Source organism: Streptomyces agglomeratus (assembly GCF_001746415.1).
GTDB lineage: Bacteria > Actinomycetota > Actinomycetes > Streptomycetales > Streptomycetaceae > Streptomyces > Streptomyces agglomeratus.
In genome coordinates this window covers 7,569,916-7,592,024 of the sequence record NZ_MEHJ01000001.1, presented here as the reverse complement: position 1 = coordinate 7,592,024, position 22,109 = coordinate 7,569,916, and the positions used below count along the sequence as shown (strand labels likewise).

25 protein-coding genes and 1 pseudogene are annotated in these 22,109 nt (G+C 71.2%); 11 read left to right on the top strand and 15 right to left on the bottom strand.

Going from position 1 to position 22,109, the window contains the following annotated elements; all coding sequences use genetic code 11:
* Positions 1-25: 25 nt before the first annotated feature.
* Complete coding sequence (locus tag AS594_RS33250; RefSeq protein WP_069774916.1) at positions 26-526, bottom strand: SHOCT domain-containing protein; 501 nt, start codon at positions 524-526, stop codon at positions 26-28.
* Positions 527-606: 80 nt separating this feature from the next.
* A complete protein-coding gene (locus AS594_RS33245; protein ID WP_069774919.1) occupies positions 607-852 on the bottom strand; it encodes a hypothetical protein in 246 nt (81 codons plus the stop codon).
* Positions 853-941: 89 nt separating this feature from the next.
* Between AS594_RS33245 and AS594_RS33240 the strand changes: the two genes are divergently transcribed.
* Both AS594_RS33240 and AS594_RS33235 read left to right on the top strand, forming a co-directional pair.
* A complete protein-coding gene (locus tag AS594_RS33240) occupies positions 942-1,514 on the top strand; it encodes a potassium channel family protein (RefSeq protein WP_107393277.1) in 573 nt (190 codons plus the stop codon).
* Positions 1,515-1,556: 42 nt separating this feature from the next.
* Positions 1,557-2,969, top strand: a complete 1,413-nt coding sequence (locus tag AS594_RS33235; RefSeq protein WP_069930956.1) for a DUF2252 domain-containing protein — start codon at positions 1,557-1,559, stop codon at positions 2,967-2,969.
* A 101-nt stretch (positions 2,970-3,070) separates the two neighbouring features.
* On the opposite strand, the gene AS594_RS33230 is transcribed toward AS594_RS33235, so the two are convergent.
* From AS594_RS33230 to AS594_RS33220, 3 genes and pseudogenes are all read right to left on the bottom strand, one after another.
* Entirely contained in the window at positions 3,071-3,268 is a 198-nt protein-coding gene (locus tag AS594_RS33230) for a hypothetical protein (protein WP_069774920.1), read from the bottom strand.
* Positions 3,269-3,424: 156 nt separating this feature from the next.
* A pseudogene (locus tag AS594_RS33225) lies at positions 3,425-5,050 on the bottom strand (MFS transporter).
* A 192-nt stretch (positions 5,051-5,242) separates the two neighbouring features.
* Positions 5,243-7,912, bottom strand: a complete 2,670-nt coding sequence (locus tag AS594_RS33220; protein ID WP_069774922.1) for a winged helix-turn-helix domain-containing protein — start codon at positions 7,910-7,912, stop codon at positions 5,243-5,245.
* Positions 7,913-8,263: 351 nt separating this feature from the next.
* Here AS594_RS33220 and AS594_RS33215 point away from each other — a divergent pair, with 351 nt between their 5' ends.
* A complete protein-coding gene (locus AS594_RS33215) occupies positions 8,264-8,731 on the top strand; it encodes a site-specific integrase (RefSeq protein ID WP_069935696.1) in 468 nt (155 codons plus the stop codon).
* 19 nt (positions 8,732-8,750) lie between these two features.
* Entirely contained in the window at positions 8,751-8,960 is a 210-nt protein-coding gene (locus AS594_RS44870; protein WP_069774924.1) for a hypothetical protein, read from the top strand.
* A gap of 276 nt (positions 8,961-9,236) precedes the next feature.
* Here AS594_RS44870 and AS594_RS33205 read toward each other — a convergent pair whose 3' ends face one another.
* Positions 9,237-9,599 (bottom strand): hypothetical protein, encoded by a 363-nt coding sequence (locus tag AS594_RS33205; RefSeq protein WP_069774925.1) that lies wholly within the window; start codon positions 9,597-9,599, stop codon positions 9,237-9,239.
* Positions 9,600-9,891: 292 nt separating this feature from the next.
* On the opposite strand from AS594_RS33205, the gene AS594_RS33200 reads away from it, so the two are divergent.
* Positions 9,892-10,260, top strand: coding sequence for a VOC family protein (locus AS594_RS33200; RefSeq protein ID WP_069774926.1), 369 nt, complete (start codon positions 9,892-9,894; stop codon positions 10,258-10,260).
* A gap of 46 nt (positions 10,261-10,306) precedes the next feature.
* Here the strand turns inward: AS594_RS33200 and AS594_RS33195 are convergent, their stop codons facing one another.
* The 9 genes from AS594_RS33195 to AS594_RS33160 all read right to left on the bottom strand — a co-directional run bounded on the left by AS594_RS33195 (position 10,307) and on the right by AS594_RS33160 (position 15,713).
* Complete coding sequence (locus AS594_RS33195) at positions 10,307-10,690, bottom strand: VOC family protein (protein WP_069774927.1); 384 nt, start codon at positions 10,688-10,690, stop codon at positions 10,307-10,309.
* Between the two features lie 210 nt (positions 10,691-10,900).
* A complete protein-coding gene (locus AS594_RS33190; RefSeq protein ID WP_069774929.1) occupies positions 10,901-11,638 on the bottom strand; it encodes an NIPSNAP family protein in 738 nt (245 codons plus the stop codon).
* Positions 11,639-11,732: 94 nt separating this feature from the next.
* Positions 11,733-12,161 carry an Rrf2 family transcriptional regulator gene (locus AS594_RS33185; protein ID WP_069774930.1) on the bottom strand — a complete coding sequence of 143 codons (429 nt, stop codon included), beginning with the start codon at positions 12,159-12,161 and terminating at the stop codon, positions 11,733-11,735.
* A gap of 134 nt (positions 12,162-12,295) precedes the next feature.
* Complete coding sequence (locus tag AS594_RS33180; RefSeq protein ID WP_240509139.1) at positions 12,296-12,592, bottom strand: antibiotic biosynthesis monooxygenase family protein; 297 nt, start codon at positions 12,590-12,592, stop codon at positions 12,296-12,298.
* 117 nt (positions 12,593-12,709) lie between these two features.
* Positions 12,710-13,198: an MSMEG_6728 family protein gene (locus AS594_RS33175; protein ID WP_069774933.1), complete on the bottom strand. Its 489-nt coding sequence runs from the start codon at positions 13,196-13,198 to the stop codon at positions 12,710-12,712.
* Positions 13,199-13,259: 61 nt separating this feature from the next.
* Positions 13,260-14,021 carry a hypothetical protein gene (locus AS594_RS33170; protein ID WP_069774934.1) on the bottom strand — a complete coding sequence of 254 codons (762 nt, stop codon included), beginning with the start codon at positions 14,019-14,021 and terminating at the stop codon, positions 13,260-13,262.
* Positions 14,022-14,052: 31 nt separating this feature from the next.
* Positions 14,053-14,202, bottom strand: a complete 150-nt coding sequence (locus AS594_RS44865) for a hypothetical protein (RefSeq protein WP_167368068.1) — start codon at positions 14,200-14,202, stop codon at positions 14,053-14,055.
* Positions 14,203-14,328: 126 nt separating this feature from the next.
* Positions 14,329-14,910 (bottom strand): fasciclin domain-containing protein, encoded by a 582-nt coding sequence (locus AS594_RS33165; protein ID WP_069930955.1) that lies wholly within the window; start codon positions 14,908-14,910, stop codon positions 14,329-14,331.
* A 200-nt stretch (positions 14,911-15,110) separates the two neighbouring features.
* On the bottom strand, positions 15,111-15,713 hold the full coding sequence (locus tag AS594_RS33160; RefSeq protein ID WP_069774935.1) for an RNA polymerase sigma factor: 603 nt from the start codon (positions 15,711-15,713) through the stop codon (positions 15,111-15,113).
* A 169-nt stretch (positions 15,714-15,882) separates the two neighbouring features.
* On the opposite strand from AS594_RS33160, the gene AS594_RS33155 reads away from it, so the two are divergent.
* The 6 genes from AS594_RS33155 to AS594_RS33135 all read left to right on the top strand — a co-directional run bounded on the left by AS594_RS33155 (position 15,883) and on the right by AS594_RS33135 (position 22,060).
* Positions 15,883-16,920 (top strand): MerR family transcriptional regulator, encoded by a 1,038-nt coding sequence (locus tag AS594_RS33155; protein WP_069774936.1) that lies wholly within the window; start codon positions 15,883-15,885, stop codon positions 16,918-16,920.
* A gap of 140 nt (positions 16,921-17,060) precedes the next feature.
* Positions 17,061-17,198: a hypothetical protein gene (locus AS594_RS44860; RefSeq protein ID WP_167368067.1), complete on the top strand. Its 138-nt coding sequence runs from the start codon at positions 17,061-17,063 to the stop codon at positions 17,196-17,198.
* 175 nt (positions 17,199-17,373) lie between these two features.
* Positions 17,374-18,552 (top strand): polyprenyl synthetase family protein, encoded by a 1,179-nt coding sequence (locus AS594_RS33150; RefSeq protein ID WP_069774937.1) that lies wholly within the window; start codon positions 17,374-17,376, stop codon positions 18,550-18,552.
* Positions 18,549-20,030 (top strand): phytoene desaturase, encoded by a 1,482-nt coding sequence (locus AS594_RS33145; protein ID WP_069931972.1) that lies wholly within the window; start codon positions 18,549-18,551, stop codon positions 20,028-20,030. Before AS594_RS33150 ends, AS594_RS33145 begins: the two co-directional genes overlap by 4 nt.
* Positions 20,031-20,043: 13 nt before the next feature.
* On the top strand, positions 20,044-21,042 hold the full coding sequence (locus AS594_RS33140; RefSeq protein WP_069775045.1) for a phytoene/squalene synthase family protein: 999 nt from the start codon (positions 20,044-20,046) through the stop codon (positions 21,040-21,042).
* A 13-nt stretch (positions 21,043-21,055) separates the two neighbouring features.
* A complete protein-coding gene (locus tag AS594_RS33135; protein WP_069775046.1) occupies positions 21,056-22,060 on the top strand; it encodes a DUF5914 domain-containing protein in 1,005 nt (334 codons plus the stop codon).
* The last annotated feature ends 49 nt before the right edge of the window (positions 22,061-22,109 follow it).

The following is a 22,109-nucleotide window of genomic DNA, read 5'->3' as shown; positions in this document are numbered from 1 at the left end:
GTTCACCGCTGGTTCACAAGCGATGTCATGTCGCTGTCTCGCTTCGGTCTCGTGCGGCGCCTTCGGCCGTGGAAGGTGAGCCACCCGCCCGTTCCGACGCCCATGAGCCGCTCAGGACGAGTTCCTTCGCCCGGCGGAACTCCTCGTCCGTGATGTCGCCCCGAGAGCGGATCTCCGAGAGCCTGGCGAGTTCGTCGACGCTGGTGCGCCCGCCATGGCCGCCCATGGCCGTCTCGCGGATGTAGTCGTCCAAGGCGTCCTGCCTGGCTCGCGCCTGCGCCATCTCCCGGCGGCCCATGTTCCTGCCCCGGGTGATCACGTAGACGAACACGCCCAGGAAGGGGAGGACGAGGACGAGGACCAGCCAGCCGGTCTTGGCCCAGCCGCTCAGTGTGTCGTCGCGGAAGATGTCGCTGATGATCCGGAAGAGCAGGATGAACCACGCGATCCACAGGAAGAACACGAGCATGGTCCAGAAGACGCTCAGCAGCGGAAAATCGTACGCGAGGTGCACCTGCTCGTTCATGGTTTACCTCCGTCCCGGGCGTCGGCCCGGCAGCCGTTCTGTGCCGTTTCCAGCCTGTCCCCGGCCAGGATTCGCGGTCTTCACCCGAGACGGGTGAGACCACCGGCCGTGGCGACGGTCCGCAACGGGTTCCTCGGGCACACCCCGTCGGCCAGGACGTACAGCACCGCGGGGACGTACAGCACCGCGGGCAGCCGTTCGGGCAGCCGCTCGCCGGACTTCCGGCGGGCGAAGAACCCCACGAACCGGACGGGCGAGCCGCCGACGCGGCCGTGCGGGGGTCCCGCCCGGCCAGTGCCCGGCCCGGCGCCTGCGACCGGGGTCACCCCCGGCGGGTGATCCGCGCGCACCGCCCCGGGCGGTGAGGTGGATGCCTGGAGACGTGCGACGGCACATCGGAACGGACGAACCCGACATGGACGAACCAGAGACCGTCCCGCCGGGCCCCGGCGGGTCGCCGCGGGCCCCACATCGCTGGCGGCGGGCCGCGGCGGCGTCCGTCGGCCGAGCGCTGAGCGTCTCGGCGGGCCTGGTGACCGCTTACTACCTGCTGCCTCTGGACGGGCGCACGACGAGCGCGACCTGGGCCATTCTGGTGTGCGGTCTGCTGGCGGTCGTCCTCGTCTTCACATGGGAGGCGCGGGCCATCGTACGGTCGCCCCATCCCCGTCTCAGAGGTGCCGAAGCCCTGGCCGCCACTCTGGCGGTGTATCTGGTGCTCTTCGCCTGCGCCTACTACTTGCTGGAGCGTTCCGCCCCCGGGTCCTTCAGCGAACCCCTGACCAGGACGGACGCGCTGTACTTCACGCTCACCACCTTCTCCACCGTCGGGTTCGGCGACATCACCGCCGATTCCCAGACGGGACGAGTGGTGACGATGGTCCAGATGACCGGCGGTCTGCTGCTGGTGGGCGTCGCCGCGCGCGTCCTGGCGAGCACGGTACAGGCGGCGCTGCGGCGACAGGGCCGCGAGGCACCGCCGGAGTAAGGGAACTCCGGCCCGAGGACCGCGGTCCGGGAGGTGTGGATCATGACTGTTGCCCATGCCGTGGCGGCCTGGCCGTCACCGGCCGAGAGGGCGGCGTACGGCAGGAACGCGCGCAGGCGTGTCCCGCGTTCGGCACACAGCCGGCTCGAAGCGGATACGACACGGCCCGATCCCGTGCTGGTGATCGAGCGGCAGTCGGCCGCACGGCTGCCGGAGCTGGTGCCCATCCGATACGGACGCATGATCGAGTCCCCGTTCCGCTTCTACCGGGGCGCGGCGGCCATCATGGCGAACGACCTCGGCCCCCTGCCGGACACCGGCCTGACGGTGCAGCTCTGCGGCGACGCCCACCTCCTGAACTTCCGGCTGCTGGCCTCGCCCGAACGCCGTCTGGTCTTCGACATCAATGACTTCGACGAGACCATGGCCGGGCCGTTCGAGTGGGACGTCAAGCGGCTGGCAGCCAGTTTCGCGATCGCGGGCCGGGCCAACGGCTTCTCGGTCAAGGAGCAGAACAGCGCGGTGGGCGCGTGTGTGAACGCCTACCGGCAGCGGATGCGGGAGTTCGCCGGCATGCGTGCCCTGGACGTCTGGTACGCGCAGGACGACGCCGACCGGCTGCGGGAACTGCTGGTCTCGTCGATGGGCAAGAGGGCCAGGCGCCGCACCGCCGACGCGACGGCACGGGCCCGTACGCGCACGCACCTCCAGGCGTTCGCACAGCTCACGCGCGACACCGCGGAGGGCCGGCGGATCGCTCCGGACCCCCCGCTGGTCACTCCGCTGCGGGACCTGGTGACCGATGCCTCCCATGGCCAGGGCGAACAGGGACGTGTCGAAGCCCTCCTGGACGGTTACGCGGCGAACCTGTCGTCCGAGCGCCGGCACCTGTTGCGCCAGTACCACTTGGCCGACGTGGCCCGGAAGGTGGTGGGCGTCGGCAGCGTCGGAACGCGCTGCTGGATCCTGCTGCTGCTCGGCAGGGACGACGACGATCCCCTGCTGCTCCAGGCCAAGGAGGCTCAGGAGTCGGTGCTCGCGGAGCACACGGACGGCGACCGCTACGACAACCAGGGACGCCGGGTGGTGGCGGGGCAGCGGCTGATCCAGACCACCAGCGACATCTTCCTGGGCTGGACCCACGGGGTGGGCCTCGACGGGCAGGCCAGGGACTTCTACGTGCGCCAGCTGCGGGACTGGAAGGGCATCGCCCGTCCGGACACCATGGATTCCGGCCTGCTGCGCCTGTTCGGGCAGCTGTGCGGGGCCTGCCTGGCGCGGGCCCATGCCCGCTCCGGGGACCCCGTCGCCATCGCCGCCTACCTGGGCGGAAGCGACCGCTTCGACCGGGCGCTCACCACGTTCGCCCAGTCCTACGCCGACCGCAACGAGCGGGACTACGAGGCGCTGCGTTCCGCCGTTCGCTCGGGCAGGATCCGCGCCAAGAGCCTCTGACCGTCCGGGGCGCCGTGTCCGCCCCGTTCGCCGTCCCCGCCCCACGGTGTGCGTGGGGCGGGAACGGCATGCCGCCGCGCCCCGGTGGTCACGTCGTCACGTCACTCCGGCAGCTGGCGCATCTCCAGGACCCGCAGCCCCAGAGACTGGCAGCGGGCCAGCAGTCCGTACAGGTGTGCCTCGTCGACGACGTCCCCGAACATGATGGTCTGACCGGACATCACCACGTGCTCCAGCTCTGGAAAGGCGCTGGTCAGCGGCTCCGACATGTGTCCTTCGACGCGGATCTCGTAGCGCATGAGCGGCTCTCCCGAGGGCAGCCCGGGGTGTGTGGGTGGCGTGTGGGGTGCGCGCCTCCCTCCCATCGTCGGCCGCTGTACGGCGTGCGGCTTCACCCTGTGCAGGTGACCGTGGCCGGCACGCGGGCTCCTGGCGTCAACGACCTTCCCCGGGGCTCAGCGCGCGGGGCCGGGCGCGTGGGCCCCGGTGTCCTGGTCGGGTTGCTTCGTACGGCCCGTCTGCCCGGCGGGCAGGTGCCGTGTCACCAGGAAGCTGGCGAGCGTGATGCCCCCGGTGGCCAGGATCGCCGCCTTCAGACCGTCGAGCTGCGCCGACGCGTACGAGTCGGCCAGGGCGTCGATCTCCGACGGCGGAAGTCCCGCGCGCTCGGCCGCCGTGCGCACCTGCTCGGTGGGAACGAAGCTGATCCCGGCCTGGAGGGCCACACTGGTCTGTTGTCGTGCTTCGTCCGACAGCCGCGGGTTGTCCTGCACCTGCGTGGTGAAGGCGTGGGCCAGCGCCCCGATGAGCATCGACCCGATGAGCGCCGTACCCAGCGCGGATCCCAGGTTCTGAGCCGTGTACTGCAACCCCCCGACCTCACTGCGCCCCTCCTCGCCGACGCTGGACTGGACGACGTTGCCCAGTTGCGAGGCGAGCAGGCCCATGCCCACACCCAGCAGTGCCATGGCCCCGGCGAATTGCGCGTCGTCGATGACCGGATCGATGGTGGCCAGCAGCCACACGACGGCACCGGCCAGGGTCAGCAGGGCCAGCCGGACCACCCGGCGTGGGCCTGCCGCCCGTCCCAGCCGGGCGGCGAGCAGCGATGCCGCGAGCATGGTGACGGAGACGGGGAGCAGCCGCAGGCCCGTCTGGAACGCGTCGAAGCCCTGAACGACCTGCAAGTACAGCGGGATGGTGAAGAACAGTCCCAGCAGGATGAGGTTTTGGCTGAGCAGCGCCATCAAGCCGGAGCGCAGTGCGGGTTTGGCAGCAGGGACAGGTGCACCAGCGGATCGGCGCCGCGGGCTTCCCGGCGCCGCTCCCAGTGCGCGAAGAGGGCCAGCACGGCAGCGCCGGCGCCGATGACGAACAGTGTCGGCGCGAAGCCCAGCACGGTGAACGGCGCATTGCGGGGCTGCACCCATCCCCAGGTGCTGCTCTGGAGCACTCCCAACACGCCCAGCGCCAGACCGGTCGCCGAGAGCACCGCGCCGACGGCGTCCAGCCGGGAGCGGCGCCCGGTCCTGGGGGCTTCCGTGATCACCCGGTGGAAGCACAGGACGACGACGACCACGACCTCACCGGCGAAGACCAGCCGCCAGGTCAGGTACGTCGTCACCCAGCCGCCCAGCAGCGGGCCGATCGCGATGCCCGCGCCGGCCAGCCCCCCCGATGACACCGTAGGCGACGGCCCGGTCCCGCCCGCGGTAGGACTCGGCGACCAGTGCCGCCATGGCAGGCAGCACCATCGCGGCTCCGAGTCCTTCGATGACCGACCAGCCCAGCGTGAGAACCCACAGGGTGGGAGCCGCGGCGGTCAGGGCGGATCCCGTGCCGTAGACGACGAGACCGGCGAGGAAGAGACGGCGTCGTCCGACGAAGTCTCCGAACCTGCCTCCGATGATCATTAAAGCGGCCATGACCAGCGCGTACAGCGTGATGACGGCCTGGACCGCGGTGACGTCGGTGTCGAAGTCCTCGACCAGTTGGCTGATGGAGACGTTCATGACGGACGTGTCCAGGACCATCAGGAACTGGGCGGTGCCCAGGACGATCAGCGCCCGCCAGTGCTTCAACGTGATCACCTCTCCGAGCCCGCGTTGCGGCAGTCGGCACGTGCCTGGCCGCTACGGCCATCCCAGCTCAGGAAGTCGGGCGGCGCTTCACCCCCGGTAGGCGAGTCGGAAAAAGCACCGGAACGCCGGGGCGCCGCACCGGGCTCCCCCGCCGCCGCTGGTGACACGTACGGCTGGACTGCCGGATTCGGGTCACAGCAACCGCAGCTCGCGGGCGCGGCGCACCGCGTCGGTGCGCCGACTGACCGCCAGCTTCCGGTAGACGCCTTTCAGGTGGGTCTTGACGGTGTTCACCGACACGTGGAGGTCGTCGGCGATCTCCTCCGTGGACATCATCTGGGCCAGCCGCCGCAGTACGTCGTGCTCGCGTCCGCTCAGTTCCTCCACGACCGGCGGCGGCTGGTCCGGGGAGCGCGGCGTCCCACCGGGCGGTACGGAGCGGGGAGCGAGCCACCCCTCGGCCAGCTCCCGCAGGGGCGACGCGCTCAACAGGGGGTGGAGCCACGCTCCGGCGTCCAGGAAGGGCCGCCGCAGTTTCTCGCGCCGCGCCTCCCGCAGGGCCTGGGCAAGTTGCCGGCGCGCTGCCGCGGGGTCCCCCGCCCGGTCCGCTGCCTGTGCCCTCACCAGCATGGCCCGGACGGTCAGTCCAGGGCCGGTGCGGGCTTCGGGGCGCACGGTGTCGAGCAGGGCGATCGCCGCGCCGGGCTCCCCCGCGGCGAGGTGGGCCCGCGCGGCCTCCACGGCACACGCCACCTGATCGCCGGGCACGGCGCGCAGCAGCCGGGCCGCTGTCTCGGGCCGGCCTTCGGCCAGGTGTGCCGCGGAGGTGATGAGCGCCGTGTGCCCCGACGCCCAGGGAGAGGCCACCTCGGCGGAGACGGCCGGTTCCGCCGCCTCGACGGCGGCGCGCGTCTTGCCGCGGGCCAGCAGCAGACGCGCGGTGGCGATGGCCCGGCCCGCTTCGGTCACCGGGTCCCGCATCGGCGCGGGAGACAGGGGCACCGAATCCAGAAGCGTCTGGGCCCGGTCCAGTTCGTCGCGGTCGACGGCCACTGCTGCCAGGACCAGCCGCCCGATGCCGCAACCGGACGGCTGCGGCACGCCGAACCGTTGTGTCGCGGTGATGGCTTCCTGGGCCTTGCGCTCCGCCCGGCCGAGCCGGCCGTCCAGGTAGTCGATGAGGGCCAGGCGGCCCAGGGAGTCCCCGCGCGGGAGCGCTGTCGAAACTCCGCCGGGGGCGCCGGCCGCCGGGACGAGGGCGGCGCGGGCGTCGTCGAAGCGCCCGGCCCACAGCCGTGTCGAGCCCAGATGGGTCAGCAGGAGGGCGGTGAGTTCTGGATGCCTGTCCAGGAGGCCGGAGGGGACATCGGTACGTACGTGCCGGGCCATCGCGGCGGCCATCTCCGCCCGGTCCGGCGAGCCGGTCAGACGTGCCACGAGGGCTTCCAGCAGGGCGCAGCTCAGCCGCGCCGCGGACTGGTCGCCGGCATCCTCTCGGCCCAGATTCGATTCGGCGCGGTGCAGATGGTTCAGGCCGCGGTCGAGGTCGCTCCCGGCCAGCTCACGAGCCGCGCGGACGATGTCCGCCGCGGGGCTCGCGGCGTCGGGCCCCATCCCGGCGAACAGTTCGGCCAGGTCGTCGGAGCGCCGGCCGGTGAAGAGCTGGCCGATGGCGAGATCGTCCACGAGTGCGCCGGCGGTGAACTCCCAGTCGCCGGCGGCGGCGCCGTGGCCGAGCGTCTGCTCGAGGGATCCGGACCGCCGCAGCCAGTGCGCGGCCCGAAGGTGGAGTTCGGGCCGCAGGCCGGGAGAGCGTACGCGCAAGTGGGCCTGGAGGATTTCCTTGAACAACGGGTGGAGGCGGTACCAGGCGTGCCCGAGGTGCTCGACGAACGCGTTGTCGCGGTGCAGTCCGACCAGGACGGCCTCGGCGTCGGTGCGCCCGGTCAGCGCGTTCACCAGGTCGGGGCAGAAGCGGTCGAGGACGCTGATCCGCAGCAGGAGATCTTGCGTTTCGGGGGGCTGGCGCTTGAGCACCTCGGCGAGCAGGAAGTCCGCGACCGTGGTGCGGTCGCTCTCGAACTCCTTGAGATAGCGCTCCGCGTCCGGGCGCTCCTGCGCCGCCAGTGCGCACAGCCGCAGGCCGGCGGCCCACCCCTGGGTGCGCTCCACGAGTGCGCGTGCGGCGTCCACCGGAAGACTCAGTCCGTGCAGCTCCAGCAGGGCGGCCGCCTCCTCGGGGGTGAAGGCCAGCTCAGCGCCCCTGATCTCGGTCATCTCGCCCGCCGCCCGGTATCGGTGCAGGGGCAGCAGCGGCTCGGTACGGGTGACGAGGACCAGGCGCATGCCCCGCCCCGCGTGGTGCAGAACGAACTCCAGTTGTTCCGCGATCCGCGGGTCGGTCACACGGTCGTACTCGTCCAGTACCACGATCACGGGTTCGGTCCGGGCACCGAGATGGGCCGCGACGCGCGCCAGCAACGTACGGTCGACGCGATTCGCGTCGGCCGGGCAACCGATGTCCGGGGGCATCTGGACACCCGCGACCCCGAGGGCCTGGAGCAGGTACGCCCAGAGGATTCCGGGGCCCCGGCCCGTCCCCTCGGCCGTCAGCCAGGCGACCGGCTCGTCCCTGCCGGCCACCCAGTCGGCGACGAGCAGGGTCTTGCCGGCGCCGGCGGCTCCGTTGACCATGGTCAAGGAAGTCAGGAGTGCCTGGTCGAGATGGCGGGTCAGTCGCCGGCGCGGCAGGAACGTCGCGGGGCGTGTGGGGACGGCGAACCGGGTGAGCAGGAACGGCTCGCCCTGCGGATCGGCGTCCGGGGATGTGGGGCGCTCCGCGTTCTGCATGTGCCCGGCCATGGCCGCCCACCACCACCCTTCGTCAGGCTAAGGGCAACGCTCTCCCCTCAGGGTGGCAGAATCCCCGTCCATCGGCGCGCGGCGAGGCACCCCCGCGGTCCGTCGGGCAGCAGCCCCCTCTCGGCCGCCCCGTCCGAGGACCGGCATCCTTTCGCGACCCTGATACGACCGGCCACGTCGCGGCAGGCGCCGGCTCAGTGGGCGGCGTCCCTCTGTGTCGTCCGGACCCCACACCGCGCGCCCTTGTCCGCCGCCGTCGCCACCCGGCGCCCGAGGCCCTGCGCCACCGCCGTTCGGCGGCGAGGGCACGACCGACAAAGCGGGAAGCCGGCCGGGCTGCGGGACGCTGCGATGCTCGCCTTCGGTTACTCCTTTATGGGCCGGTCGATCGAGGACACCAACCTCGACGTCGAGGACCTCACCATCCTGTCCGACCGCATTCTCGTCTGGGTTGCAGAGGACAAGTCCCACAAGGACGAGGACCAGACCATCCCGCTGCGGGACCGGCGTGACGTTCAGCTCGGCGCCCGGATGAACCGATGGCTTGCCTACCTTGCTGAGCAGGGAATCACCGACGGGCCGGTGTTCCGCCACCTGCGCAAGAACGGGAAGGTCGCGACGGCCGAAACCCGGGCGAAGAAGGCACCCGTGCGCGGGGAGCACCTGCGCGGCCACGTCGTCAACGAGCGCGTGAAGTTCTGGTTCGCCAAGGCCGGCCTGGTGGGCGACGGGCGACCGATCACCCTACTCGCCCCCGGGCGATTCGCATGCGGTCGGGCAGAGGTGGGAATAGCCTGGATACTCATGTCCGCAGAGTGAGCAATCCTCGGGGGGAATCATGACGGGTGACAGTCTCGGTGCGGCCAGCCCAGCTCGCCGCACCCGGCGCCAGAAGATAACGGCTTGGTTTCGCCTCCATCCGATATCGATCGTCATATGGGGCTTTTTGCTGCTGCTGGTGGTGCTCGGCGTGATTGTTGCGCACACCTACCACGGCACTGGCGAGCCGTGCATGGGCGACGTCGGGGCCTGCTATCCCATCCGTTGAGCTTGCCGAACTGGCCAAACTCCCACCGGACGTCGTCCAGGTCGAGCATCCGTGCCTCGTTGATCCGCAGTCCCAACGGCCTGCGGTCACCCGAACCCGGAATAACACGCCGTCACATCGGCTACAGAGAGCTACTTGTCACTTCGCTGTAGCTACCCGAGCGCAGGGCCGTCTACAACCGGCCTGACGGCACGATCGACGTCAGGAAGCAGGACCCACTGGACGCCGTACCGCTCTTCGGCCAGTCGCCGTGAAGGCGAAAGGACACCCCTGCGCTCAGCGGTTGATCAGCGGCCTGCCCATTGGTGCAGCGTGGGTTGGCGACCCACTGATGACCTGTTCCTCGGTGTCCAGCCATACATACTGCCCGTCATGAGTGACGGAGATGCCGGCACGGTCGCGGTCCGGCCGGCCCATCTGGTCCCAGACTCGGTATGCGGCCTCGGCTTCGTCCCACAGCTTGCGTGGGCCGTACTGAGTGACGAGGTAGGTGTCTTGATCGGGTGTGTAGTCGGCAGCTGCCCAGGACGAGCGGTCGTCAGCAAGAATCCACAGAGTGACCTCCCCGCTGTCGTCGTTGGCGTTGACGGCGAGATGCCAGGCGTCGGGTAGCGCCAAGCCGACATAGAAGAGGGCCACTGCGTGGTGCGCGAGGTCCAGGGGTGCTCATGGGCGCGGTTGCCGTGCCGGCATGGCAGTCGGCAGTGGGCCCCCGGCCATCCGGAAGTCCTTGCGCGACGCGCGCCACGCCGGAGCTCCGCCCTCTTGGAGTGGGCTGCTCAGCGGGGTGGCATGACTTCGTTCCGGGGTGCTCGTGCCGCCCGTGGGCGGCGGTCCGTGGGACAGCGCGTCCGGCGGGGTGTTTCGGCCGATGAGTTCACCGTCCTCGAACGGTCTACCCAGCGACACGACCGTTCTCGACAGGAGGACCATGTCCACCGTCCAGCCAGTGATCCTTACTGCCGACCAGGACGTTCTGCTCGGCTTCTATACGAAATTGTTCGGCGCTGAGGAGATCTTCCGGGTACCGGCGGAAGGCCCGGCCTTCTATCGCGGCCTGCGCATCGGCGACACCGACCTCGGGCTGGTGACCAAGGCCGCCCCGGGGACCGGGGCGGCGCCGCGGATCCTGCTCAGCATCGGTGTCGACGACGTCGACGAGACGCTCGGCCGGGTGGAGGCGCTGGGCGGCTCGGTGAGCGGCGGCGCCAACGACATGCCGTGGGGACAGCGCGTCGCCCACATCCAGGACCCCGACGGCAACCCGGTGAACCTCACTCAGCCGATCCCGCCCCGGTGACACAGTTTTGTGGGCATGTACTGGTCGCCTGCCAGACGGTCCGAGGTCACAGGGGCTGGAGCCGGGTGTGCAGGAGGCAGAATTCGTTGCCTTCCGGGTCGCACAGGACGTGCCAGTTCTCGGTGCCGGTCTGGCCGACGTCGACGGGCCTGGCGCCGAGGGCGAGCAGCCGCTCCAGCTCGGCGTCCTGGTCGCGGTCGGTGGCGTTGACGTCGATGTGCAGTCGGAGCTTCCCGGCCCGCGGGGCGCTGCTGGGGCTGAGCACGAGGGTCGGCTGCGGACCGCCGGAACCGACGTCGGGCGGCCCGATCTCGACGCTTCCGTCGTCCTCCCGGCCGAGTTCCACGTAGCCGAGGACGTCGCTCCAGAATGCGGCGAGCCGCTCGGGGTCGGCGGCGTCGATGACCAGCTCACTGATGCGGCATGCCATGCCCGTGAGTGTACGTAGACAAATCGAATGACGCATGGTGCAGCAGAAGTTGAGGCGATACGAGGGCGCTCCGCCACCTCGACCCCGACGACGCCGGCCGCCGGCCCGGCTGTTGGGGGATCCCTGCTCCTCCTGGAGTCGCCGTCGTGCTGGGCCGGAGTCCGGCTGCGCGGCGTGAAGTTGCCTGCCATCACCGGCTACGTTCAGTACTCATCGCAGCATTGACCGCTCCGTGGGCGCCAGCCGTAGCCGTTGTGGGGTCCGGGCCAGCGTTTTCGAGAGGGTCGGCAGCACCTCATCGTGCCAGCGCTCGGAATGCTGCAAGCGGTTCAGGTGGTCGTCCATGTGGCCTTCGTCGGTGAAGCGTGCGAACCACACGAAGACCTCCTCGTTCGTCCGCACGGGCAGCGCCGGAAAGGTGTTGGGGGCGTGTTCGGACTGTAGGTACGCCAGTGGCTCGGCGCCGGTCCCGGCCAGTACGGGCCGCACCCGCCGCTCGAAGAACTCTACGAAGGCAGCGTCGAAGGGGGCGTTGCCGTGCCAGATCGTGGCGAGCATCAGCGACGGTGGCGAGGCCGCCCGCTCACCGTGGGGCCGCCGAGCGCCAACCGGTGCCGGGAACCCGCCGCGTGCCGAGGCCGGCCGTAGGAGCAGGACGTCGTCGGAGTCGGCCATCGTCGCGTTCGCCCGGTCACGGTGCGCCTGCCAGACCGGCCCGCCGTAGAAGCTCTGCAACGCCTCGGCACGGCGCGGCATGTCTTCGAAGCCGCGGAGCCAGACGAACCGGTCGGGGTCGTCCAGATCGCGGAACTGCCCCAAGACGGGCATCCCCACTGCCTCTTGGGGTTCGACGAGCTCCCGGTCGAACAGATCGATCAGTACGTCCCGTTGTCCTGCGTGCAATGTGTACTGCCGCAGCTCGACGACCGGACACCGTAGGGCGTTCAACAGCTTTGCTCCTTGTCAGTCACTGGAACTGTCTTGGTCACAACAAGCGGTACGGTCCCCCATGGCCCGTCGTTCCGGCTCGGGGCCCTTTCGGCTAGTTCGTCAGCGTCTCGCGAAGCACATCGGCGATCGACATGTCCGCCAGTTCCCGCCGCATGGCCTGCTCGACCCGACCGTAGGCACCGCCCAGGGCGGGCCGGATGCCCCGACCGACCGGACACTCCGGATTGGGCTCGGTGTGGTGCAGACCGAACGGTGGTTGCGCACCGACGGCGTCGTACACCTCAAGCAGGGTGATGTCCTCCGGCCCACGGGCCAGACTCCAGCCCGCACCAGCGCCGTGGCGCACGTCCACCAGGCCGGCTCGCCGCAAGTCGCCCAGACTGCGCCGGATGATCACGGGGTTGGTGTTGACGCTGGCCGCGACCTGGTCCGAAGTAAGAACCTCCTGGCCTCGGCGTTTCGCCAACGCCAGCCAGGTCAACGCATGCGTCGCAATGGTCAATCGACTGTTCGCCGCCATCACTTCCCCCTTGTTGCAACAGCTTCTGTTACAGGCGCGCTCACGGTCAAGCCATGTTCCGGAACTCCGCACAGTTCGACGTGTCTGGCTGGCTTGGGCGCACCACAGCCCGCGCGCGTCGGCGCGCCCAGACATCAGCTCAGAGACGCGAGCGTGAAGTGCCGCACCTGAAGCGGTGCGACGAGGTACTCGTCCTCGCCCGGCAGAACCACGGGCTGGTCACGCCAGTGCTCACCGGCGTAGCCGACCAGGTCCTGCTCGCTGCGCCAGCGACTGACGTACAGCAGCGAGTCGGGCGGCGCGAGCAGTACTTCGTGGTCCACCAGCCCTGGGTAGCGGCTCGGAAACTCGCGTACCGCGGAGACGATCATGTCGCGAAATGCCTCGAACCGTTCAGGACGTACGCGCGCCTCACTCACCCTGATGATCACGCCGCCAGCGTGTCACGCGAAAAGACGCGGCGCCAGCCTCGTGCCGCGTGCTCCGTGCTCCCGCCGGGCGAGCGAACTCTCAACGAACCACTCGTCCGCCCGCGCGCGGGAGGCGCATCACACCGGACCCGGCCCCGGTTCCGGGTCGCGGTCCGACCTCGGCCAGACGTACGGCAGATCGTCCGGCACGCCGGGAAATCGATCGCGGTAAAAGTCCGGCTCCTTGCGCAGCAACGCCGACTGGTGACTGCGGTGAAATGCCGAGGCGCCGAACCACGGCGGGAGGTCGCCGTCGGACGCCAGTCGGTCCTGAGCGCGGACGGTCACACCCGGCGTCCAGCCCAGGAAGTCGCTCATCAGCGTGGCGGCGCACGTATCGGCGCGCCCTTCCAGCGTCCACGTCCGGCACATTTCCAGCCCGTACCGGACCAGCGCCTCCTCGTAGCCGGCCCACATGCGGACCGCCGGATGCCTGCGCCAGCCGTAGCCCGGAACGATGAGACCACGGAGTACTTGCAGCGCTTCGACCCGCTGCTTGCCGAGCCGCCTCGGGTCGAGCACGGCGGCCGATTCAGCGAAACTGGCAAAGGGGAGAAAAGTCTGCATAGGTGTTGTTTACCCGCAGACGTTTCCCTGCGCCGCCCGATCGTCCATCGTCGCCGTTCGGTCAGGGGTAGTTGGGCCAGTGGGGGTCCTCCCAGCGATCGGTTCCGGTGAGACCGATCAGCCGAACCCGGTGGAGAAATTCCTCGGGAGCGTTCCGCGCTCGTAGCCGGGCAGAGGCGTGGCGGGCCAGCCAGGCCGCCAGCTCGGAGCACAGCTCCTCCTCGTTGCCGCGCCACACCTCCCATGGGTGTTCGTCCATCAGCAAGTCGTACTCCCAGTGGGCGACTGCTTCGGCCAGGTGCCGGTCCGCCATGGGATGTGCCAGTGCCTCCCAGGTGGCGAGCCAGGGAGTGAGCGTGGCGGACGCCTCGGCACACAGCGCGAGGACCTCGTGCACGGGCACGGAGGGCCTCGTTTCGGTGAGCGTACGAGCCCACCATGCACGCAGGAATTCCCACACCGCCGCACTCTGCTGTGGCGGCCACTGCTGCCAGCGGCCGCAAGCGAAGGAGTGTCCCACCTCGTCCATGCCGGAGAAAGGCTCCACGAGTCCGCTGACAAGAGCCCGGGCGAACTGGGGCAGGATGCGGCGCAGCACCGCGCCGTGGTCGTCCCAGTCGCCGGCCTGCCAGGTGCGACGCAGAAGGTCAGGGTCCAGTTCCAGGTCCGGCACCTTCAACCGCGCGAGCTCCTCAGCGCTGCCCCAGTGGCAGGCACACTGGTTCTCGTCGGAGCGGGCCGTCATACCGCGGAAGGTGTCGGCCAGGGTGCCCAGTGCACCGTCGAGCCGAAGTCGTGCGCGAGTGGCGTCGTGGTTCGTCATCGTAGGCGCGGCCTTAAGGAGACTCCGGCGGCTACCGCCCACCGAAGATCGCTACCTTACCGGCACAACCGGTTATGGCGTACAGGCACGGCCTGATCAGGCCGAGGGGTACGCCCTCGTCGTAGTAGGCGCTCCAGAGGTTGTGCCGGCGGTCCGCCATGAACTCCACCTCAGTGCCCATGGCGAACCGCCGACGGGGACGGCCGTCGCGACCGTAGGTCTGCCCATGAGATACGTACGGCGCTCCGGTCTCACGCAACCACGCGCTCGGCGAGCGCAGTTGCCGCCTGTGTGTGGCGGTGCCACGTCAGGACTTCGGCATCAGCACGGTGTCGATGACGTGGACGCTCGCGTTGTCGGTGGCGACATCGCCGCAGACGATCTTCGCAGAGTCGTTCACCGTGAACGCATCGCCGGATCCGGAGGTCGTCAGCCGGCCGCCCTGGAGGGTCTCGAACGAACCGGCGGGCAGCTTGTCCACCGTCACCGTCTCGTTGACCACGTGGTATTCGAGGAGATCTCTCAGTTGCTCCTTGTCGTTGAGTATCTTGTCGAGGTCGGCCTTCGGGATCTTCTTGAAGGCGTCGTTCGTGGGTGCGAAGACCGTGATGTCCTGCGCGTTGTTCAGCGTGTCGGCCAGTCCGGCCTTCTGGACGGCGCTTGCCAGGGTGGACAGAGCAGGGTTATTGGACGCCGCGGTGGCGACCGGGTCGTCGGCCATGCCCGCGGCGCTTCCCTCACCGCTGGTCGGCAGAGAGGCACACGCGGGGCCGAACGGTTCCGCCATCGGCCCCGCCTGGGCCGCGGGGGCCAGGACTACCAGGGCGGCGGGGAGAAGGAACGCACCGGCTCCGGTGAGGGCGACAGCCCTGAAGCGGTTGGTGGTCATGAGCTTCACCTTCGCTGGGAGGAGGGACGGGCTCCGGTGTCCTGCCCGTCACATCAATCTCTTCCTGAAACCCGCCCCCGCCGGATGAGTTTCGGCGCACATTTTTTCGCGGATTCCCGGCGGAGGTCCGGTCGGAGCATCCTCGGCCGAGCACGGTGGCACGCTGATACGGCGCACCGGCCGGCGGTAGGAGCGTGGGGTCAGTGGACCTGGGCTTCCTCGATGTGGTGGCGCAGCAGGTGTATCCCGCGGCGCGCGTGGCTCTTCACGGTGCCCAGCGGGAGGCCCGTGCGCTCGGCGATCTGCGCGTGGGTGAGGTCGCCGTAGTAGGCGAGGGCGAGAACCTCGCGCTGAGCCGGCGGAAGCCTGCGCAGCTCGTCCGCGACGAGTACGCGGTCGAGCACGGCTTCGGGGGCCTGACCGGCCTGACCGTACGCCGGGATGCCGGCCGCGGCGGCACCGGCGATCTCCGCCCTGCGGGTTCGCGCCGCCAGGGCGTCGACGATCTTGCGCCGGGTGATGCCGACCAGCCAGGCGCCCAGGGGGCCGCGCTGTGGGCGGAACCCGGCGCGCCCACGCCATGCCGCCATGAACACCTGCTGCGTGACGTCCTCGGCCTCTTTCGCGTCGCCGAGCGAGCGCGTGGCCATGGTGTACACGAGGGCGCCCCACTGGTGGTAGACCGCCGCGAACTCCTGCTCGTCGTCGAGGAGCGGTACGCCTGCCGGAGCGCTCGAGTCCCGTGTGGCGTCGACGGGTGCGTGCGGGGCGCTGATTGCGGTCTTCACCTGCGTGGTACTCATGCTTCGCTCCTTTCTGCGTCGGCGGACCGGAAGTCCTGAGGGCGGCCGGTCTCCCGGGCCGGTGCTCGGGGCGGCCCGGTGGTGCGCGATGGCCTCAGTCTCGGCCGGGTAAAACGACGCAGGCAACATGCGTCGGTTCTGCGTCGTATCGCGGGCGTATGGTGGGCGTATGGACGAGACCGAGGGGTCGCGCCCGGAGACGGGCGGTCTCACCACAGGGGCGGTGGCGCGCCGCTTCGGCGTGGCACCGACCACGTTGCGCTCCTGGGACCGGCGGTACGGCATCGGGCCCGCCGCGCGCGAGGACGGCAAGCACCGGCGCTGGACCGCCGCGGACCTCGCCGTACTGGAGCGCATGCGCGCCCTCACCCATGACGGCGTGCCGCCGGCCGAAGCCGCCCGCGTCGCCCGTGCGCAGCCGCGTCCGGAACGGGAGCCGACGGACTCGTCCTCCGGCCGCACGCCAGGGACCGCGGCGGCGAGACGGCGGGGAAGTCCGACCACGCGGCCCGTCCCGCGCGGCCATCCGGGCGGCGGGCTCCAGTTGAAGGACGCCCGAGTGGAGTGCAGGGGTCTCGCACGCGCGGCGCTGCGCCTCGACGCGTTCGCCGTCGACCGTCTGCTGGAAGCCGTGATCGCCGAGCACGGACTCGTGACGGCCTGGGCGGAGATCATCGTCCCGACCCTCAGGGCAGTCGGCCGTAAATGGCAGACCTCCGGGGAGAAGTACGTCGAGGTCGAGCATCTCCTGTCCTGGCACGTCTCCAGCGCCCTGCACCGCCGACAGCGCGCTCCGGCCGAGGTCTCCACCGCGGACTTCGCCGTCCTCGCCTGCGTCCCCGGTGAAACGCACACCCTGCCACTCGAGGCTCTCGCCGCCGCCCTGCACGAGCGGAACCTGCCGGTGCGCATGTTCGGCGCGGCGTTGCCTGCGGAGGCGCTGGTCGAAGCGGTGCGCAGGACAGGGCCGGGAGCTGTGGCGCTGTGGGCCCAGTCCCGGACGACGGCGAGCCGGCCGCTCGCCCAGCACGTGGCACGGATGACGTGGGGCGTCCGGGGCGCGCGCCGCCGGCCCACGGTGCTCACTGTGGGACCGGGATGGACCGCTCCGGTCGTGCCCGGCGCTCTGCGCCCCTCCGGCCTGGCGGAGGCGGTGGACGCGGTGGTGTCGGTCCTCACCGGCAGGCCCGGCGGACCGTCCGCGTAACGGCGGGGACCGTCCGCGCAACGGCGGGGGCGCGGGCGGAGAGTTCGCCGGTTCGGAGTACGGTTCGCGGGCTCTGGCCGGGCGCGACCCCGCCACCGGTGGTTGCCTGACATCAGTAACCCGCCGCGCGAGGAGCGACCGTGACCCACCAGCTTGTGACGCACCGGACCATGACGCCCCGGACCGTGACGCCCCGGACCATGACACGGCAGGCCGCGAAGCCCCGGACCGTGGGAACGTCCGCTCCCTTGAGCGGCTCGGCGGACGCGGGCGGCTGAGCACAGCGGTACCTCGTGCGGACCGGACAGCCGAGCAGGCACGCGGCAAACCCCGACACATCGGTGTGCAACCCCTCATGACATCGGTGTGCAACGCCTCAGGCGCATCCGGAAGCGCCTTCCGAACGGAAGAAGCGGTGTCCGGTGACGCGGTCGGAAAATCGGAAGGGGGCTCATGCTCGGCATTCAGGCGACCGAAGACGACCCGCCCACGGCGGTCGGCGGAAGGCAGGCAGGTGAGTTCATCTCCACGGGACGGGTCGACCATGACGTGACCGGCGCGGTGGAAGACGTACTGCGCGCGTATCTGGGCGAACGGCTGGCGGAAGCCGCCCGGACGGACGCGGTGGCCGCCGACGAGCTGGCCGGCCGGCTGCGCGACATGGCCCTGCGCGGCGGCAAACGGCTCAGGGCCCGGTTCCTCTGGTGGGGCTGGCGGGCCTGCGGCGGCGACGCCCGGGGCAGCGAGGCGGAGCAGGTGCTGAGTGTCGCGGCGGCGCTCGAACTGATCCAGACCTGCGCCGTGGTCCACGACGACGTCATGGACCGCTCGTCGGTGCGCCGCGGGGCCGCGGCCGTACACGAGGACTTCGCACGACAGCACGCCCGGGCGGGGATGCGCGGCTCGCCGGCGTCCCACGGCACCGCCGGAGCCATTCTCGTCGGCGACCTGGCCCTCGCGTGGGCCGACGATCTCCTTGCCTCCACTGCCCTGTCCTCGCCGCGGGGTGCGCCGCTGCACCGCGAATGGCGTGCCATGCGGTGGGAGATGGTGGCCGGCCAGTACCTCGACGTACGAGCGGCGGCCACGGGTGCGACGACGCTCGACGAGGCCGTTCGCATCGCCCACCTCAAGAGCGCGCTGTACACCGTCGAGCGTCCGCTCGCGCTCGGCGCCGCGCTGGCGGGCGCCGCTGACCGCACCCTGGGCGTACTGCGGTCGGCGGGCCGGTGCGCCGGTATGGCGTTCCAGCTCAGGGACGATCTCCTGGGCGTGTTCGGTGATCCGGGGCGTACGGGCAAGCCCGCCGACGACGACCTGCGCGACGGGAAGCTGACGTACCTGCGCGCGATCGCGCTGCGGCTGGCCGACGAGTCGGGCGACGTACCGGCCGGTGAGGCGCTGAGGGTGGCCGACCCGCCGCTGACCGATGAGCAGGTGAGGCGGGCGCGGGCGGCTGTGGAGGGCACCGGTGCCCGGCGGGTCGTCGAAGCCGAGATCAGCCGGTTGGTCCGGCTCAGTGAACGCCACTTGGCCGCACTGCCCGGCGAGGCGGCAGCGGTCGCAGCGCTCGGCAGTCTGTTCCGTACCGCGGCGGGTCTGCACCCGTCGGGCGAGGAGGGCTCCCGATGAGAACCGTTCCCGGCCGTACGGACCATGTGGTCGTCGTGGGCGCCGGGCTGTCCGGGCTCGCCGCCACGCTGCATCTGCTGGGCAGCGGCCGCCGGGTGACCGTGGTGGAGAGAGGGGACCGGCCGGGCGGCCGCGCGGGACGCACCCGTTTGGGCGGCTACCTCCTCGACACCGGCCCGACCGTGCTCACCATGCCCCACCTCGCCGACGAGGCGTTCGCCGCGGTGGGCGACTCGCTGGCCGGGCGGGTCGACCTCGTCGAGCTGCATCCCGCGTACCGGGCGCGGTTCGCCGACGGTTCCGGCCTCGACGTGCACACCGACGGCGAGGCGATGGCCGAGGAGGTCCGGGCCTTCGCCGGTCCGCGGGAGGCGGAGGGCTACCGCAGGCTGCGGCAGTGGCTGCGGTCGCTCTACGAAGCGCAGATGCGGCGGTTCATCGACACGAACTTCGACTCACCCTTCCAGCTCCTGCACCGCGATCTGGCCCGGCTCGCCGCGCTGCGGGGATTCGGCCGGCTGGACGCGCAGATCGGACGGTACATCAAGGACCCCCGGCTGCGGCGGGTGTTCTCCTTCCAGTCGCTGTACGCGGGTGTCCCGCCGGCCCGGGCGCTCGCCGCCTACGCCGTCATCGCGTACATGGACACCGTGGCCGGCGTGTACTTCCCCAAAGGCGGGATGCACGCGCTGCCCGAGGCGATGGCGGACGCCGCCCAGGACGCCGGGGCGGAGTTCCGTTACGGCAGCGAGGTCAGCGGACTCAGGCTCTCGGGAGGCCGCGTCACCGCGGTGCGGCTCGCCGGTTCGCCGGACCTGGCGTGCGACGCGGCGGTCCTCACGCCCGATCTCCCGGTCGTCTACCGCCTGCTGGGCCGCACGCCGCGCCGCCCGGTCCGCCTGACGCACTCGCCGTCGGCGGTCATCCTCCACGCGGGTACGCGCCGCACGTGGCCGCAGCTCGGCCACCACACCATCTCCTTCGGGCACGCGTGGGAACGCACCTTCGACGAGATCACCCGTACCGGGCAGCTGATGAGCGATCCGTCGCTGCTCGTCTCCCGGCCCACGGCTCACGACCCGGCGCTGGCACCGGAGGGCAGGCACCTTCACTACGTCCTCGCTCCCTGCCCGAACACGGCGGTCGGCCCGTCGGCCGCCGCATGGGGAGAACTCGCCCCCCGCTACCGCGACAGCCTCGTTCAAGAGCTGGAGAAACGCGGGCTGGACGGATTCGGTGACGCCATCGAGGAGGAACAGCTCATCACCCCCGCCGACTGGACAGCCCAGGGGCACGCGGCCGGCACCCCGTTCTCCGCGGCCCACACCTTCGCGCAGACCGGCCCGTTCCGGCCGCGCAACCTCGTCGCGGGCATCGACAACGCCGTACTGGCCGGCTGCGGAACGACTCCGGGCGTGGGCGTACCCACCGTGCTCATCAGCGGAAAGCTGGCGGCGGCCCGCATCACCGGATTCTGAGAGGCGTGCGTTCATGACACGACGGGAACTCGACTCCGCACGTATCGCGGACCCCGGCCTGCGCGCGGCGTACGCCCACTGCCGGCGGCTCAACGCCCGGCACGGCAGGACGTACTTCCTCGCCACGCGCCTGCTGCCCGCCCGCCGGCGGCCGGCGGTCCACGCGCTGTACGGTTTCGCGCGCTGGGCCGACGACATCGTGGACGACCTGGCGTCGGAGCAGGCGCCCGGAGTACGCGACAAGCGGCTCACGGAGCTGGAGGGAGAGCTCGGCGCCGGGCTGCGTACCGGCCGGAGCGCGGAGCCCGTGGTGCGGGCCCTGGCCGACACGGCACGGACCTACGGCATCCCGCACGAGCACTTCGCCGACTTCATGACCTCCATGCGCGACGACCTCACCATCACGGACTACGCGACGTACGACGATCTCAGGGCGTACATGCACGGGTCCGCCGCGGTCATCGGCCTCCAGATGCTGCCGGTGCTCGGCACGGTGGTGCCCCGGGACGTGGCGGCACCGCACGCCGCCGCCCTGGGCGTCGCGTTCCAGCTCACGAACTTCCTGCGCGATGTCGGAGAGGACCTCGACCGGGGGCGGGTGTATCTGCCCGCCGACCTGCTCGCGGCGCACGGAGCGCACCGTGACCTGCTGGAGTGGAGCCGCGCCACAGGCCGGACGGACCCACGGATCCGCGCCGCGCTCGAAGCCGCGGCGGCCCTCACGCGGAGCGTCTACCGGGAAGCCGAACCGGGCATCGCCATGCTCGAACCCCGCGTCCGCCCCTGCATCCGGACGGCGTTCACGCTGTACGGCGGCATCCTCGACGCCATCGCGGGCGACGGTTACGCCGTCGTCCAGCGGCGGTCGGTGGTGCCGCGGCGCCGGCGGGCGGCCGTGGCACTCACCGGGCTCGCCGGCATCCTCTGCGCGCGCCTGCGCCCGCCGCCGCTCCGCTCCCCCAGGGCCGCCCCGGAAGGCCACCGCCGGCAACTCACCCATCGCAGGCCGTAGGAGGCAGGTACACATGACGGACAGTCCGAGGCAGCGGCGCCGTGCGCTGCCGTTGCGGTCGGCGCGCCCGGTCCGCTGGGAGCACCAGACGCCCACCTGGCGTGACGCCAGACCGTCGATCATCGCGGACGCCCTCAAGCGCTCGGCGGCACGGCCGTCGGGCAACTGGTACGTGCTCGGGGCCTCGCGCGACATCGGTCGCGGCGGGCGGCCGTTCGGGCGGACCGTCGGAGGGGTGGAGGTCATCGCCTGGCGCACCGAGGCGGGCGAGCTGAGGGCGGGGCCGGGAGCGTGCCCCCACCTGGGGGCGCCCCTGCGGGACGCGCGGGTCGTGTGCGGCACCGTCGTGTGTCACTGGCACGGGCTGTCCCTGGACGGTGGGCCCTTCGCGGGCTGGGACCCGCTGCCCGCCCACGACGACGGCGTACTCGCCTGGGTGCGCCTCGACGCGCTCGGCGGGGAGCCGCCGCTGGAGCGTCCCGTCGTCCCGGAACGTCCGCGTGAGGGGGCCGTGGACGCCGTGTTCGCGACCGTGGGCCGCTGCGAACCGGAGGACGTGGTGGCCAACCGCCTGGACCCGTGGCACGGTTCGTGGTTCCACCCGTACTCCTTCGTCGGTCTGACCGTCGCGAAGGCGCCGGACGACGACGGCGACGACGCGTTCACCGTCGACGTGTCCTTCAAGGTCGCGGGGCGGCTGGTCGTCCCCGTTCGGGCCGTGTTCACCGCGCCCGGCCCACGCACGGTGGTCATGCGCATCACCGAGGGCGAGGGTGTGGCGTCTGTCGTGGAGACCCATGCCACGCCGGTCGGCCCCGGCCCGGACGGCGCGCCCCGCACTGCGGTGACGGAAGCGGTCCTCGCCGTCTCCGACCGGCGTGGGTTCGCCGTGGCGCGGGCGGCGGCTCCGGCCCTTCGGCCGCTGATGCGGTGGGCGGCAGGACGCCTGTGGCGTGACGACCTCGCGTACGCGCAGCGGCGCTGGCTGCTGCGCAGCACCGGCCGCTTCCCCGGCTGAGGGCGTACGCGGCCGGGGCGCAGGGCGGCAGCGGCCCTGCGCCCCGGCT